This window comes from Hydrogenophaga palleronii (genome assembly GCF_031457455.1).
Lineage (GTDB): Bacteria > Pseudomonadota > Gammaproteobacteria > Burkholderiales > Burkholderiaceae_C > Hydrogenophaga > Hydrogenophaga palleronii_A.
This window is the reverse complement of record NZ_JAVDWU010000002.1, coordinates 219,307-233,767: the sequence shown is the minus strand read 5'-3', so window position 1 is coordinate 233,767 and position 14,461 is coordinate 219,307. Positions and strand designations below refer to the sequence as shown.

The following is a 14,461-nucleotide window of genomic DNA, read 5'->3' as shown; positions in this document are numbered from 1 at the left end:
GGACTGAAGAACGGCTGACGGCAGCAGCCACGTCTGCGACTGGCGGGGCACGGTAACCGATCAAAAAACCCCGCAGGTGCGGGGTTTTCTGATCGGACTGAAGGGCCGATTACAGGCTGGCAGACTGCATGTAGCGATCGAACTGGGCTTCGGTGAAACGGAACCAGAGGTTCTGATCCTTGCGGAAGGCCGAGTAGTCGTCGTAAATCTTCTTCCACTTCGCGTTCTTGCTGCTGATGTCCGAATAGAGCGCCATCGAATTCTTGAAAGCAGCGTCCATGACCGCCTTGGGGAACGGCAGCACCTTGGTGCCCGAAGCCACGAGCTGCTTGAGGGCGCCCGGGTTCAGTGCGTCGTACTTGGCCTGCATGGTGGTGTGCGCGATGGCAGCAGCGCATTCCACAATGGCCTTGTTCTCTGGCGACAGGGCAGCATAGGCCTTGTTGTTGATGTACAGCGAGAGCTGTGGGCCACCTTCCCACCAGCCAGGGTAGTAGTAGTTGGGTGCGACCTTGTTGAAGCCGAGCTTCTGGTCGTCGTAAGGGCCAACCCACTCGGTGGCGTCGATGGTGCCTTTTTCCAGCGCCTGGTAGATCTCGCCGCCGGGAATGTTCTGTGGCACGCCGCCCATGGTGGTGAGCACCTTGCCGGCGAAACCGCCGATGCGCATCTTCAGGCCCTGGATGTCGGCAAGGCTCTTGATTTCCTTGCGGTACCAGCCACCCATTTGTGCACCGGTGTTGCCCATGGGGAAGTTCACAATGTTGTAGCCCTCGTAGAACTCGCGCATCAGCTTCATGCCGTTGCCTTCGTACATCCACGCGGTCATCTGGCGGCTGTTGAGGCCGAAGGGAATGGCGCAGTCCAGAGCAAAGGTGTCGTCCTTGCCGAAGAAGTAGTACGGCGCGGTGTGTGCGCACTCCACGGTGCCTTCCTGCACGCCATCAACCACGCCGAACGCGGGCATGAGCTCACCGCCCGGATGCACCGAGACCGAGAACTTGCCGCCGGACATTTCGCCGACCTTCTTGGCGAAAACTTCTGCCGCTCCGTAGATGGTGTCCAGCGCCTTGGGGAAGCTGGAGGCCAGACGCCAGCGAATGGCGGCCTGGGCGTGAACCGCAGGTGCGGCCCCTGCTGCCAGCACGCCGGCGATGCCTGCGTGCTTGATGAGTGAACGACGATCCATATCGATTGACTCCGTGGTTGGTATGGGAAAGACCCGACCCGGTGATCCAGGCAGGTGACTCGATAGTCAAGGGGAATTGTAGGAACGGGGTCACCATGACCGGTGGGGGTTTTCCCTCGAAAACGGGTGCCTGAGGGTGAGTATTCAGCCTCTTGCAAGCTTCGAAACAGGACCGGTCCCCGCGTCACGCCACCGCTCAGATGCGAAACCGAAAACCCCGCTCATGCCGTGCAAAGGCAAGGCCGAGGTGATGCAAGATCACCATGAAGGCCACGAAAGGCCGGCACATTCAGCAGATGAGATGCGAATGCGGGCCGTCTTGAGCAGGTTCAGGCCACCACTTTCAGGCCAGGAGAAGCGTCAACGATGGCTGAGAATCGCTCGCGCACCGAGCGCTCGATGCCCTCAGCGTCGAGACCCACCATGCTCAACAGCTTGGCGGGGTCCCCATGCTCGATGAAGACGTCGGGCAAACCCAGTGTCAGCACCGGCAGTGTAAAACCCTCGGCCTGCAAGGCTTCGAGTACGGCGCCGCCGGCCCCACCTTGCACGCAGCCCTCTTCGACCGTGACGATCGCCTGATGCGTGCGGGCCAGTTCAAGAAGCAGCTCCACGTCGAGCGGTTTGACCCACCGCATGTTGGCCACGCTCGCTCCCAGCTTCTCTGCCGCCTTGAGGGCGGGATAGAGCAAGGTGCCGAACGCCAGAATGGCCACGCTCCGGCCCTGGCGTCGAATTTCCCCCTTGCCGTAGGGCAAGCCTTCCAGGGTGGCGGGCACAGCCACGCCGGCGCCTGCACCGCGCGGATACCGCACGGCGACGGGATGGTTCTGTTCGTGCGCGGTGGAAAGCAGCTGGCGACACTCGGCCTCATCCGCGGGACATGCCAGCGCCATGTTCGGGATGCATCGCACAAAAGCAATGTCGTAGGCCCCCGCATGGGTCGCACCGTCGGCGCCCACCAGACCGGCTCGGTCCAGAGCAAACACCATCGGAAGATTCTGTAGCGCGACATCGTGGATCAACTGATCGTAGCCACGCTGCAGGAAGGTTGAATAAATGGCCACCACCGGCTTCAATCCTTCGCAGGCCAAGCCGGCAGCAAAGGTCACCGCGTGCTGTTCGGCAATGCCCACGTCGAAATAGCGGTCCGGGAAGCGGCGCTCGAACTCGACCATGCCAGAGCCTTCGCGCATGGCAGGCGTGATGCCCACCAGTTTGGGATCGGCAGCCGCCATGTCGCAAAGCCATTGCCCGAACACCTGCGTGAAGGTGGTCTTGGGCGTGCTCGTTGGTGGCTTCAAGCCCACGGCCGGGTCGAACTTGCCAGGGCCGTGGTAAGCGATGGGATCGGCTTCGGCGAGTTTGTAACCTTGGCCTTTGCGCGTGACCACATGGAGGAACTGGGGACCGCTACCGGCCTCCAGCAACTGCCTGATGTTTTCCAGCGTGGGAATCAGCGATTCAAGGTCATGGCCATCGATGGGGCCGATGTAGTTGAAGCCGAACTTCTCGAAAAGCGTGGCGGGCACCACCATGCCCTTGGCGTGCTCTTCCAGCCGCTTGGCCAGCTCGAAGAGGGGGGGTGCGTTCTTCAGCACCTGCTTGCCCACGTTCTTGGCGGCGGCGTAAAACTGCCCGCTCATGAGTTGGGCCAGGTAACGGTTCAAGGCACCCACGGGCGGTGAAATCGACATGTCGTTGTCATTGAGCACCACCAGCAAGCGGCCCTCGGCCACGCCCGCGTTGTTCAGGGCCTCGAACGCCATGCCTGCGGTCATGGCGCCGTCGCCGATGATGGCCACGGCATTGCGGTCCTCACCCTTGATCCGGGCCGCCTGCGCCATGCCCAGCGCAGCCGAGATGCTGGTGGACGAATGGGCGGTGCCAAAGGTGTCGTATTCACTTTCACTGCGGCGAGGGAACCCGCTGATGCCGTCGAGCTGCCTGAGCGTGTGCATCTGGTCACGTCGGCCGGTCAGGATCTTGTGTGGATACGTCTGGTGCCCCACGTCCCAGACCAGCCGGTCATCAGGCGTGTTGAACACGTAGTGCAAGGCCACCGTGAGCTCCACGGTACCCAGGTTGGAACTCAGGTGGCCACCGGTGCGCGCCACACTCTCCAGCAGGTAACTGCGCAACTCGTCGGCCAACGGATGCAACTGGGCGCGGGTGAGTAGCCGCAGGTCGGCGGGCGATTCGATCGTGGACAACAAAGATGACATGGGACTGCGCGTGGATCGCTGTTCGAATGGCGGTTCAACAATCGCGTCGGCCGACCCAGTCGGCGAGCGAGTGAAGAACATCGCGATGGACAAGACCGGTCTGGCTCAGGGCATCATGGGCCTCGGCGAGCGCCCGGTCGGCGTATTGCTGGGCCGATTCCAGCCCCATCAGTGAAACGAAGGTGGGCTTGTCGCAGGCAGCATCCTTGCCCGCAGTCTTGCCCAGCTTGGCGGAATCGGCGGTGACGTCCAGTATGTCGTCAACCACTTGAAAAGCCAGCCCAAGGCTGGCACCAAAGCGTTGCAGCTGGGCAGTGGCTTCGCTGCTGACTTGCCCGGTGGCAGCCCCCATCATGACACTGGCCTGCAGCAGCGCCCCCGTCTTGCGGCGGTGCATGGCTTCCAGCGAGGGCAGATCGAGCGACTTGCCCACACTGGCCAGGTCCACCGCCTGACCACCGGCCATGCCATCCGCACCCGCCGACAGCGCCAGCAGGCGGCACAGCGCAACAGACAGGCCAAGCGGCACGCTGGCGTCGCCGGGCACCAGCAGTTCAAAGGCCAGTGCCTGCAGGGCATCGCCTGCAAGCAAGGCCTGGGCCTCGCCAAACTTCACATGCACTGTCGGCTTGCCTCGCCGCAACACATCGTTGTCCATGCAGGGCATGTCGTCATGGACCAGGGAATAGGCATGGATCAGTTCCACCGAACAGGCGGCCCGCATGGCCGCAGCCGCATCGCCGGAAACGGCTTCACTGGTGGCCAGCACCAGCAAGGGACGCAATCGCTTGCCACCGTCAAGCACGGCATAACGCATGGCATCACCCAGACCGGCCGGTGCACCAGGCAGCACCCAGTTCGACAGCGCCGTTTCCACCGCCTGCTGGGCCTGCGCGCGCCACGCGACGAATGAGGCGTTTTCAGATGTTCTGGCGTTCACGTGGCGTCCCAGGGTTTGAGTTCGCCACCTTCGAGCACCTTGATCTGCTTGTCCACCGCCTCCAGTCGATCACGACAGAAAGCCAGCAAGGCAGCGCCTCGCTGGTAACGCTCAAGCAACTGGTCCAGTGGCAGTTGTCCGGCTTCCAGTTGCGCCACCAATTGCTCCAGCTCTTCAAGCGCAGCCTCGTAGCTGGCGGCGGGCTCGGACGCCTGGGCAGGTCTGGCAAGCGATTTTGAGGTTTTGGTCGGAGGTGCTGTCGTCATCGGGGAGTTTGTCAACCGGGCCACGGGCCTCGTGAACGTCAACCAAGGCAAGGCCGGGTGCCACCTGATTGAAACGTGATCTCGGGAATTTTATCCCTCCGCCACCATCGAAGCCGATTCTGCAGGCGACACCCTGCCCGTCGGGCGCGTTTCTTGCTGCGTCATTTCGCCCCACCTGTACAATCCGCCCTTTTTTCTTCTACGACGGACAATCATTGTCCGGAGGGACGCACCACTTCACCCTTCCCGCGCGAATTCGATCTTCGACCAGCGCTTACCCTGCCCCTTCATAGGGGGAGTCTCTAGGTCACGACCACCATGTCTGATTTAAGTCTTCAATTTCAGCAGGCCAGAAGCCAACTCCCGGTTTCCAGCTATTTTGACCAGGCGCTGTTCCAGCGCGAACTGGAAACGATCTTTCAGCGCGGGCCCCGGTATGTGGGGCACGCCAACGCAGTGCCCAACGTGGGCGATTACCAGACGCTGCAGCATGAGGGCGAAGGCCGCGCGCTGGTGCGCACGGCCCAGGGCGTGGAGCTTGTCTCCAATGTCTGCCGCCACCGGCAGGCCGTGATGCTCAAGGGTCGGGGCAATCTGGCTGAGCAGAAGGCCGGCCACGCGGGCGGTCAGATCGTGTGTCCGCTGCATCGCTGGACCTACAGCGGCGGGCAACAGGCGCCACTCGGCTCCCTGCTGGGAGCGCCGCATTTTGCGCAAGACCCCTGCCTGAACCTGAAGCGCTACCCGCTGCGCGAGTGGAATGGCCTGCTGTTCGAGGACAACGGCCGGGATATCGAGGCCGATCTGGCGGGCATGGGGCCACGCGCCGCGCTCAGCTTTGAAGGCATGGTGCTCGACCACGTGGAATTGCACACCTGCAACTACAACTGGAAAACCTTCATCGAGGTCTACCTCGAGGACTACCATGTCGGCCCCTTCCACCCGGGCCTGGGCAATTTCGTGACCTGCGAAGACCTGCGCTGGGAGTTCAAGCCGGAATTTTCGGTACAGACCGTGGGTGCCCAGAACCTGGAAAAGAAGGCCGGTAGCCCCGTGTACCAGCGCTGGCACGAGCAATTGATGCAATACCGGGAGGGCAAAATGCCTGAGCACGGCGCCATCTGGCTCACCTACTACCCGCACATCATGGTGGAGTGGTACCCGCACGTGCTCACCGTTTCCACCCTGCACCCCATCAGCGTGGACCAGACGCTCAACCGGGTGGAATTTTTCTACCCGGAGGACATCGCGGCCTTCGAGCGGGAGTTTGTCGAGGCGCAGCGCGCGGCCTACATGGAAACGTGTATTGAAGACGACGAGATTGCCGAACGCATGGATGCGGGACGCAAAGCGCTGCTGGCGCGTGGCGACAACGAGGTGGGGCCCTACCAGAGCCCGATGGAAGATGGCATGCAGCACTTCCATGAATGGTATAGGGAGAGGATGATCCCCCCCGCGCCGCCTTCGGCGTCACCCCCCCAGGGGGGCGTCACCAGCGGCCCGGCAAAGCCGGTTCCGCGGTGACCCTGGACGACGCTGTCCGCGCAGCGGCGACGCTTGGGGGCAACGCGATCCGGCGCCGGGCCGCCCCAAGCCGGATCAGCCCCCTCGGGGGGCAGCGACCCGCGCAAGCGGCGGAGCGTGGGGGCTATTAGTCATGCAGGCCCTGTGGATGCTGCTGGCATCGCTGTTCTTCGCCTCCATGGGTGTGTGCATCAAATTTGCGTCGGTGCACTTCAACAGCTTCGAGATCGTCGCCTACCGGGGGCTGGTGGGCGTGCTATTTCTGATCGGGTTCACGCGCATGCGGGGGGTGACGCTCGGCACTTCGGTGCCCATGATGCATTTCTGGCGCAGTGTGGTCGGCGTGATTGCTCTGACGGCGTGGTTTTATGCCATTGCCGCGCTGCCGCTGGCCACCGCTGTGACCCTCAACTACATGAGCAGCGTGTGGATCGCCGCCTTCCTTGTCGGCGGTGCGGTGCTCACCCAGGGCAGCAATGCCCCGATCCGACGGCAGGGCCCGCTGTTTCTTACCGTGTTGGCCGGTTTCGCCGGCGTGGCCATGATGCTGCGTCCCACGCTCAACAATGACCAGGCAGTGGGTGCGCTGGTGGGTCTGCTCTCGGGCATCTTCTCCGCTTTTGCCTACCTGCAGGTCGCGTCACTGTCCCGCGCGGGCGAGCCAGAGAGCCGAACCGTCTTCTACTTTTCGGTGGGTGCTGTGGTCGCTGGCGGGCTCGGCATGCTGTTTGTCGGAGCCAGTGCATGGCATTGGCCGAGCGCGCTCTGGTTGCTGCCGATCGGGCTGCTCGCGGTGATGGGTCAGCTTTGCATGACGCGCGCCTACTCGCGTGGTGCCACGATGGTGGTGGCGAACCTGCAGTACTCAGGCATCGTGTTCGCAGGCATCTACGGACTGGCTTTCTTCGGCGATGTGCTGCCACTGATGGGCTGGGCCGGCATGGCCCTCATCATCGTCAGCGGCATCGCCGCCACGGTGCTGCGTTCGCGCGCGGTGCCCAATGCGCCGGCCGAAGACCATTGATGCCCGCCTGATTTCGTGAAAACCTGCGCAGGCGTCTGCCCGCAGTAACGCTTTGGTGGCATGGCCACATTGCGCCTCGTGCGGGACAATCCCGGGCATGCATACCACCCTGATCACCGCTGAGACGCTCCAGGCGTTGCTCAACAGCAGCCTGCCACCGAGGGTCTTCGATTGCAGTTTTGATCTGACCGACCCAGCCAAAGGTCGCGCGCAGTACGAAGAACAGCACATTCCAGGCGCCCGGCACGCCGACCTGAACCTGCACCTCAGCGCCCACGGCGCTGACGCAAGTGAGGGCAGGCACCCCCTTCCCTCTCGCGGACAGTTCGCTGGCTGGCTCGGAGGGACCGGACTGACCCCAGATCAACAAGTGGTTGTCTACGACCGCCAGGGAGCGAATTACTGCGGGCGCCTATGGTGGATGCTGAAATGGGTCGGGCACGAAGCAGTGGCCGTGCTGGATGGCGGACTTCCCGCCTGGCTGGCCACCGGCGCTCCCACCGAATCAGGCACCGGCCCCGCAGCGATTCCAGCCACGGACTACCCTTTGCGGGACGCACTGGTGAAAACCATCGACACCGCCACCCTCGTGAAGCGCATCGGCCAGCCGACCTTGACCCTCGTCGATGCACGCGCGTCGGCCCGGTTCCGCGGCGAAATGGAGCCGCTTGATCCCGTGGCGGGTCACATACCGGGTGCATTGAACCGGCCTTTTTCAGACAACCTGCTGCCCGATGGCCGGTTCAAGCCGGCCGAGGTGTTGCAGGCCGAGTTCAAGACCTTGCTGGCCGGTCGTGACGTGCAAGGGGTGGTCCACCAGTGCGGCAGTGGCGTCAGCGCGATTCCGAACCTGCTGGCCATGGAGCTTGCCGGCCTTGGACGCACCACGCTGTATCCCGGCAGCTGGAGCGCATGGTGCAACACGCCGGGCACACCACGTGCCAAGAGTTAAGTCTGCGCGGAGCTGGTCGATAAATCTGCAGGCGCCCGGCATGCCGGAGCGCAAGAAATAGGCCGCGGGGACAACAGCGTACAGAACACCACGAGCACCGACCCCCGTGAAACCCATCGAGACAAGCACCCCGCCGCTTCAAGAAGCGCAGGCCATCGACCGGCAAAGCGAGTCGTTGGGATGGATTGCACTCCTGATCAGCCTGGCGGCGACCATCTTGGTGCCATTGGTTTACTTCACCACTTCCAACCAGCTGGAAACAGTGGTCACGGCGCTGATGGCACTGTCTAGCTGGACCTGCTGGGTGTTCTTTCGACTGGGCCTTCGCAGGTACATGGCCCATGCCCTCGTGTTCTCGGTGATGGTTGTGGCGGTCGTGGGTGTCGTGGCATTCGGATCGGTGCGAACCAGCTCCAGCTTCCTTTTCGTGGGCGCGGTCGCCGCTGCCGGCATTTTCATGGGTCGAAAGGCCCTTGTCGCTGCGGTGGCGTTCAGTGTGATTTCCTTGGGCGGTCTGATCGCAGCTGAAGCCAACGGCCTTCTTCGCCTCGCTGATTTTCAGGTCGGCCTCAAGAACTGGTGGACACTGTCGATCACATTGGTCGTGGTGGCTGCCATGGTCTACTACAGCCGCCTGCAGCTTGAAACGACGTCGGCCGAACTGAGCAATGAGCTGGAACGCAGGAAGCGCACAGAAAAAAAGCTCGACCTCAATCAGGAACGCTTTGCTCGCATCTTTCGGACCAGCCCAAGCCCGATGATCGCGCAGTCGGCAAGAACCGGTGCCATCCTGGATGTAAACCCCGCGTTTGAGCGCTGCTACGGCTATGCGCGTGAGGCCGTGCTGGGTCAGTCGGACGAAATGCTCTGGGCCCAACCCGAGCAACGTGTGGCCTACGCCGCTCGCCTGTTCGAATTGCGTCAGGTACAGCTGTTTCGATGCACCGGATTGCGTGCGGATGGCAGCACCTTCGAGGCCCATGTTTCCAGCGAAATGGGCAATGACCGGGAGGACAAGCTCATCATCACCACCGTGAGTGACATCAGCGAACTGGCGCATGCACTGGAAGAGCTGCGTCGATCGGAAGAGCGGTTTGCGAAGGCTTTCAACTTCAGCCCGCTGAACATGACCATCACGCGGGTGTCGGATGGCTCCTTCATTGAAGTCAACGAAGGTGCCGATCGCGTGCAGGGCTTTTCGGCCCAGGAACTCAAGGGCAAGAGCACCCTGGAAGTGGGCTCATGGCTCACACAGGCCGATCGGGATGCCTTTGTCTCGAAACTGAGAGGCGAGGGACGCATTCACAACTACGACACCCGCATGCGTCACAAGGATGGCAGGGTGATCGATGCACGGCTATGGGCCGAACTGATCGAAATAGACGGGGAGCCGTGCATTCTTTCCTGCACCGTCGACATCAGCGCCGAGAAACGCCGGGAGGCCCTGTTGCTTGATGTGGCCCGAGGCGTGACCGGCAAGACGGGGGAAGACTTTTTTCCAGCTCTCACCCGGCACATGGCACTGTCACTGGACGCTGACATGGTGATCATGGGCGAATTGAGGTCTGAGCAAAAAATCAAGACCCTTTCGGTCTGGCGTGAGGGCGGGCAAAGCCGAAATTTCAATTTCGCCCCCCAGCACACACCCTGCGACCAGGCGCTTCGTGAGGCAGGCCTCTGTGTGCACACAGAGCAACTGGCTGCCCGGTTTCCCGACGGCACGTCCCTGGTCGCTGCGGGCTTCGAGGCTTACGTGGGACAGTCGATGCGGGATGAGCAAGGCGTGGCCATTGGCGTGCTCAGTGCAATGTGGAAGCGCCCCATCGTGCTCACACCCGAGATGCAGGCCCTGATGTCGATCTTCGCCAGCCGGGCCAATGCCGAACTGCTGCGCCTGAAGCGGGACCGGGAAATCCGGCATCTCAATGAAACACTGGAGGTCCGTGTGAGGGAGCGCACCGCCGACCTGCAACGCCTCAACAGTGAGCTCGACTCGTTCGCCTATTCGGTGTCACACGATCTGAAGTCGCCACTGCGTTCGATCGATGGCTTCACGCAGATCCTGAGCGATCACCTTGCTGGTCGCCTCACCGAGGAAGAGCAGGCTCTGTTCGATCGGATCCTCGCTTCAACCCACCGCATGAGCAACCTGATTGCCGACATGTTGGCGCTCGCCCGGGTGAGTCAGGGCAAGCTGCAACTCCAGACCGTCGACCTCAGCTGCATGGTGCGTGACATCCTGGAACAGGAACTGGCCAGGCAACCCGAACGCAAGGTGGAGCTACGCATCAAGCCAGGGCTCAGCGCGCGATGTGACGCCCGCCTCACACGGATTGCGCTGGAGAATCTGCTGGTCAACGCCCTGAAATACACCCGCATGCAGGCCTCACCCCTGATCGAGTTCGGACAGTTGGCCACCGTCCCGGGACTGCCGACGGATTTTTATGTGCGCGACAACGGTGTTGGATTCAACATGGCACTGGCCGATCAACTGTTCAAGCCCTTCCAGCGTCTGCACATGCCCGGCGAGTTCGAGGGCACAGGCATCGGGCTGGCCACCGTGCGTCGAATCATTGAGCGCCACGGCGGCAGCATCAGCGGCTACGGCGAACCGGGTGCGGGCGCCACCTTCTCGTTTCACCTTGAACCTGTCTGCCCGCAAGCGATGGCGAACAGAACCACGCCAACCCAAGCCTGAAATTCCACGCCTTCATGGATTACCTTCCCGTCGACGACGACCCGTTGAGCCCCCGCCTGCCCAGCGCCATTGAACAGCAGCAACGTCAGGTCGTGCGCTCACTGTTGCTGACCGTCTGCTGCTTCATGCCTGTCATCTTTCTGGCTCTGCTTGATCGAAGTGGCTTCACGCCCCTGACAGGGGTGGTGGGGGCGATGTGTGTTTTTGTCTTGACCCTCTGGCTGCCCTTTCAAATTGGGCACACGCGGCTGGTGGCGCACTTGCTGATCGGCGGCCTTCTGGCCACCTCCACCATGGCGCTGTACTACGAAGGCACGGTACGCAGTGCGGCTGTGCTGGCCATGATGGCGGGCGTGATCATGGCAGGCACCTTCCTGCCCAAACTGAGCCTGGCGACCGTGGGCGTGTACTGCATCGCGGTGCTGGGCGCCTTCAACTGGATGGAGCAGCAAGGCATGCTTGGGAGCCAAATGCTGCCCGTCACCTGGGTGGTCTGGTTCATCCAGGCGGGCGTGATCGCGGCGATTCTGGTCAGCATGTTTTTTGGCCGCCATCGCCTGATCGAGGCCTACCACAGCCAGGCCCAGAGCCTGCTCAAAGCACAGGTCGCCCAGGAAGGCCTTCGCGCCAGTGAGAAGCGCTTCAAGACGCTGTTCCGGAACAACCCCGCGGCCTGCCTGGTGCAGTCGGTTGAAGCGAAGGTGGTGATCGATGCCAATGATGCTTTCCTGGCACTCACCGGCTACAGGCGGGAAGAGGTGCAAGGGCAACTGCCCCCCTCGCTCTGGGCGGACGCTGACGAGCATCGGCGTTTCCGGGCCCAGCTCAAACAGCACGGAGAGGTTCGCGCCATGCGTGCGCGCAGCCTGCGCAAGGACGGCAGCTGCATTGATGTGCAGATTTCTGCCGAGCTGCTGGAGGAAGGATTTGAGCGCCTTCTGCTGGTGATGGTGCTCGACGTCACCAACGAAGTGGCGTCGCGTGTGGCACTGGAAACATCGCAACAACGCTTCTCCACCGCTTTCAGTTTCAGCCCCCTGGGAACCGTGATCTGCCGATTGCGCGATGGCCAGTACCTGGAGGTCAATGATGCCAACGAGCAGGTGCTGGGCTATCGCGCAGACGAAATGCTCGGACACACCTCGACAGACCTGAACGTTTGGGTGACAGAGACGGAGCACCAGGCCTACACCCGGCAACTCAATGAACACGGAGAGGTTCTTGGTTTTCCCACGCGGCTACGCAACAAGTGGGGAGAGCCCGTTCACGTGAAACTCTGGTCGCGCCGCATCGATCTGGATGGCGAGGCCTGTGAACTGGTCTACAGCGTCAATGTCAGTGAGCAGCAACGCCGGGAAGCCATGTTGATGAGCGTTGCTCGCGGGGTGTCGTCCAAGACCGGCGAGGCGTTCTTCCTTTCGCTCGCCGAACGCCTGGCCGAAGGCATTGGCGCAGATGGCGTGTTGATTGGCGAGCTCGGTCAGAGCGGTGAGCTCGACACGCTTGCCCTGCTACAGGAGGGCGACCTGCAGCCGAATCGGGGCATAGCGCTCGCGCAGACCACCTTGATCGGCATCCTGGCGCAGGAAGAACTGGTCACCATCGATGCGCGTGCGAGTCAGATGGTGTTGAATGTGCCTGCGATGGAACTGGATGCACCACAGACGATGTCGGGTGTGGCGCTGCGCGACCCGGACGGTTCGGCGATTGGTGTGATGGCGGTGGTCTGGCGCGAGCGGCGCGACCCGACGCCCGATGTGCGTGCCCTGCTCACCATCTTCGCCAGCCGCTGCAACGCCGAACTGGTGCGCTTGCGCAGGGACAGGGAAATTCGCCGCCTGCAGGCCACGCTGGAGCATCGGGTGGCGGCGCGCACCCAGCAGCTCGAGTACCTGAACCGCGAACTGGAGAGCTTCTCTTATTCGGTGTCGCACGACCTGAAGTCGCCACTGCGGTCCATGGACGGCTTCACACACGTGTTGCGCGAACAGATGGCCGGTCGACTCACGCAGGAAGACGAGCATCTGATCGCCCGGGTGCAGGGTGCCATCGCCCGCATGAACAGCCTGATCACCGACCTGCTGGCCCTGGCACGCGTGAGCCAGGGGCGCCTGCAGCGCATGGAGGTCAGTCTCACGGATCTGGCAGAGGATGTGGCTCGCCGTCTGTACCACACCGATGCAGGCAGAGAGGTGGAGGTGCGCATCCAACCCAGCCTCACGGCCAATTGTGATGCGCGTATGGCCCACATCGTGCTGGAGAACCTGCTGGGCAACGCCTGGAAATACACCCGCCACCAGACGCCGGCTTTGATCGAGATGGGCAGGGAAGGCACTGGCAGTGGCCCCCCCAGGTTCTACATCCGCGACAACGGCGCAGGTTTTGACATGTCGCGCTCTGATCGCCTGTTCAAGCCCTTCAACCGGCTGCACGCAGTGACCGAATTCGAAGGCTCAGGCGTGGGTCTGGCCACGGTGCGGCGCATCATAGAGCGGCATGGTGGCGACATTGCAGGCTCCGGCGAACCGGGCGGAGGCGCGACCTTCGTCTTCAGTTTCGGCAGCGAAACCACTGGCTGAACTGGCCCACCCCTGCGCCGCTTCGCGTCACCCCCTCAAGGGGGCGATACCTGTGGCCCGGCAAAGCCGGTTCCACGGTATCTCTGGAAAGGGTCATTCGCTCCGGAGGGGAGGTTGGTCCTAGGGCACCGCGGAACCGGCTTTGCCGGGCCGCCAGTGCCGCCCCCTTGAGGGGGTGACGCGAAGCGGCGCGGGGGGGTGCTCAGTGAGCCAACCCGCTCACCAGGGTGACCATGCCGATGCCGGTCAGCAACCAGGCCACTTGTGCCGCCGTTTCGCGCAGACCCAGGCGCTTTTGCAACTGGGGAATCAGATCGGCCAAAGCCACGTAGACGAAGCTGCTCGAAGCGGCAACCAGAAAATAAGGCAGGTAGTCGGCGAGACGGTTGAGCAGAAAGTAGCCCAGCAATCCGCCCACGGCCGTGACCGTTCCGGCCATCGATACCTTCCAGAGCGCGGCACGGGCGGTTCCCGTGGCCTGCCGCAGCACCACCAGATCGCCGATATGGTGAGGCACTTCGTGAGCCAGCACGGCCACCGCCGCAACCACACCCAGGCGCATGTCGGCCATGAAGGCAGAGGCGATCAGGATGCCGTCGCCGAATGCGTGCACGCTGTCGCCAGCCAGAACAGCCCATCCGCCGGCGCGGCCTTCGCCTCTGGCGTGGTGGTGATGCCCGTGGTGGTGACCATGCGCCAGACCCGACGTGGCGTGGTCATGATCATGATCATGGGTGTGATCCTGGTGGTGCTCATGCCCGTGATGCCAGAGCTCGGCTTTGTCCAGCAGGAAGAAGAACACCAGCCCGGCCAGCAGCAGGGCGAACAACTCGTGGGCACCGGCCTCGCTCTCGAAAGCCTCTGGCAACAGGTGCATGAAGGCGGTGGCCATGAGTGCCCCAGCAGCCAGGCTGAGCATGTGCTGGGTGTACCGGGCGAGCACGGAAAAGCCCAGCAAGGCCGCCAGCCACACACTGCCGACACCCGCGGCGATGGTCCCGACCAGGATCGCAAGCAAAGTCATGTTTTTCTGTTCTGTTCAAACTCACATACGGCTCGTACCA

At 62.7% G+C, this 14,461-nt stretch carries 10 protein-coding genes; 5 read left to right on the top strand and 5 right to left on the bottom strand.

Annotation, left to right across the window (positions count from 1 at the left end):
* Window positions 1-109: 109 nt before the first annotated feature.
* From J2W49_RS05665 to xseB, 4 genes are all read right to left on the bottom strand, one after another.
* Window positions 110-1,189, bottom strand: coding sequence for a TRAP transporter substrate-binding protein (locus tag J2W49_RS05665; protein ID WP_310312776.1), 1,080 nt, complete (start codon window positions 1,187-1,189; stop codon window positions 110-112).
* Window positions 1,190-1,518: 329 nt separating this feature from the next.
* Window positions 1,519-3,414 (bottom strand): 1-deoxy-D-xylulose-5-phosphate synthase, encoded by a 1,896-nt coding sequence (gene dxs, locus J2W49_RS05660; RefSeq protein ID WP_310312772.1) that lies wholly within the window; start codon window positions 3,412-3,414, stop codon window positions 1,519-1,521.
* 34 nt (window positions 3,415-3,448) lie between these two features.
* A complete protein-coding gene (locus tag J2W49_RS05655; RefSeq protein ID WP_405000992.1) occupies window positions 3,449-4,354 on the bottom strand; it encodes a polyprenyl synthetase family protein in 906 nt (301 codons plus the stop codon).
* Complete coding sequence (gene xseB / locus J2W49_RS05650) at window positions 4,351-4,620, bottom strand: exodeoxyribonuclease VII small subunit (protein ID WP_310312769.1); 270 nt, start codon at window positions 4,618-4,620, stop codon at window positions 4,351-4,353. Before xseB ends, J2W49_RS05655 begins: the two co-directional genes overlap by 4 nt.
* 318 nt (window positions 4,621-4,938) lie before the next feature.
* Between xseB and J2W49_RS05645 the strand changes: the two genes are divergently transcribed.
* From J2W49_RS05645 to J2W49_RS05625, 5 genes are all read left to right on the top strand, one after another.
* A complete protein-coding gene (locus J2W49_RS05645; RefSeq protein ID WP_310312765.1) occupies window positions 4,939-6,144 on the top strand; it encodes an aromatic ring-hydroxylating oxygenase subunit alpha in 1,206 nt (401 codons plus the stop codon).
* A gap of 133 nt (window positions 6,145-6,277) precedes the next feature.
* Window positions 6,278-7,168 (top strand): DMT family transporter, encoded by an 891-nt coding sequence (locus J2W49_RS05640; protein ID WP_310312763.1) that lies wholly within the window; start codon window positions 6,278-6,280, stop codon window positions 7,166-7,168.
* 97 nt (window positions 7,169-7,265) lie between these two features.
* Window positions 7,266-8,120, top strand: coding sequence for a sulfurtransferase (locus tag J2W49_RS05635; RefSeq protein ID WP_310312760.1), 855 nt, complete (start codon window positions 7,266-7,268; stop codon window positions 8,118-8,120).
* Between the two features lie 106 nt (window positions 8,121-8,226).
* Window positions 8,227-10,818, top strand: coding sequence for a PAS domain-containing sensor histidine kinase (locus tag J2W49_RS05630; RefSeq protein ID WP_310312757.1), 2,592 nt, complete (start codon window positions 8,227-8,229; stop codon window positions 10,816-10,818).
* A gap of 14 nt (window positions 10,819-10,832) precedes the next feature.
* Window positions 10,833-13,397, top strand: coding sequence for a PAS domain-containing sensor histidine kinase (locus J2W49_RS05625; RefSeq protein WP_310312754.1), 2,565 nt, complete (start codon window positions 10,833-10,835; stop codon window positions 13,395-13,397).
* A gap of 202 nt (window positions 13,398-13,599) precedes the next feature.
* On the opposite strand, the gene J2W49_RS05620 is transcribed toward J2W49_RS05625, so the two are convergent.
* Window positions 13,600-14,421: a ZIP family metal transporter gene (locus J2W49_RS05620; protein ID WP_310312752.1), complete on the bottom strand. Its 822-nt coding sequence runs from the start codon at window positions 14,419-14,421 to the stop codon at window positions 13,600-13,602.
* Window positions 14,422-14,461: the final 40 nt, after the last annotated feature.

Coding starts and splice junctions, on each gene's coding strand:
- J2W49_RS05665 (WP_310312776.1), bottom strand. CDS start 1,189: ATGGATCGTCGTTCACTCATCAAGCACGCAGGCATCGCCGGCGTGCTG.
- dxs (WP_310312772.1), bottom strand. CDS start 3,414: ATGTCATCTTTGTTGTCCACGATCGAATCGCCCGCCGACCTGCGGCTA.
- xseB (WP_310312769.1), bottom strand. CDS start 4,620: ATGACGACAGCACCTCCGACCAAAACCTCAAAATCGCTTGCCAGACCT.
- J2W49_RS05645 (WP_310312765.1), top strand. CDS start 4,939: ATGTCTGATTTAAGTCTTCAATTTCAGCAGGCCAGAAGCCAACTCCCG.
- J2W49_RS05640 (WP_310312763.1), top strand. CDS start 6,278: ATGCAGGCCCTGTGGATGCTGCTGGCATCGCTGTTCTTCGCCTCCATG.
- J2W49_RS05635 (WP_310312760.1), top strand. CDS start 7,266: ATGCATACCACCCTGATCACCGCTGAGACGCTCCAGGCGTTGCTCAAC.
- J2W49_RS05625 (WP_310312754.1), top strand. CDS start 10,833: ATGGATTACCTTCCCGTCGACGACGACCCGTTGAGCCCCCGCCTGCCC.
- J2W49_RS05620 (WP_310312752.1), bottom strand. CDS start 14,421: ATGACTTTGCTTGCGATCCTGGTCGGGACCATCGCCGCGGGTGTCGGC.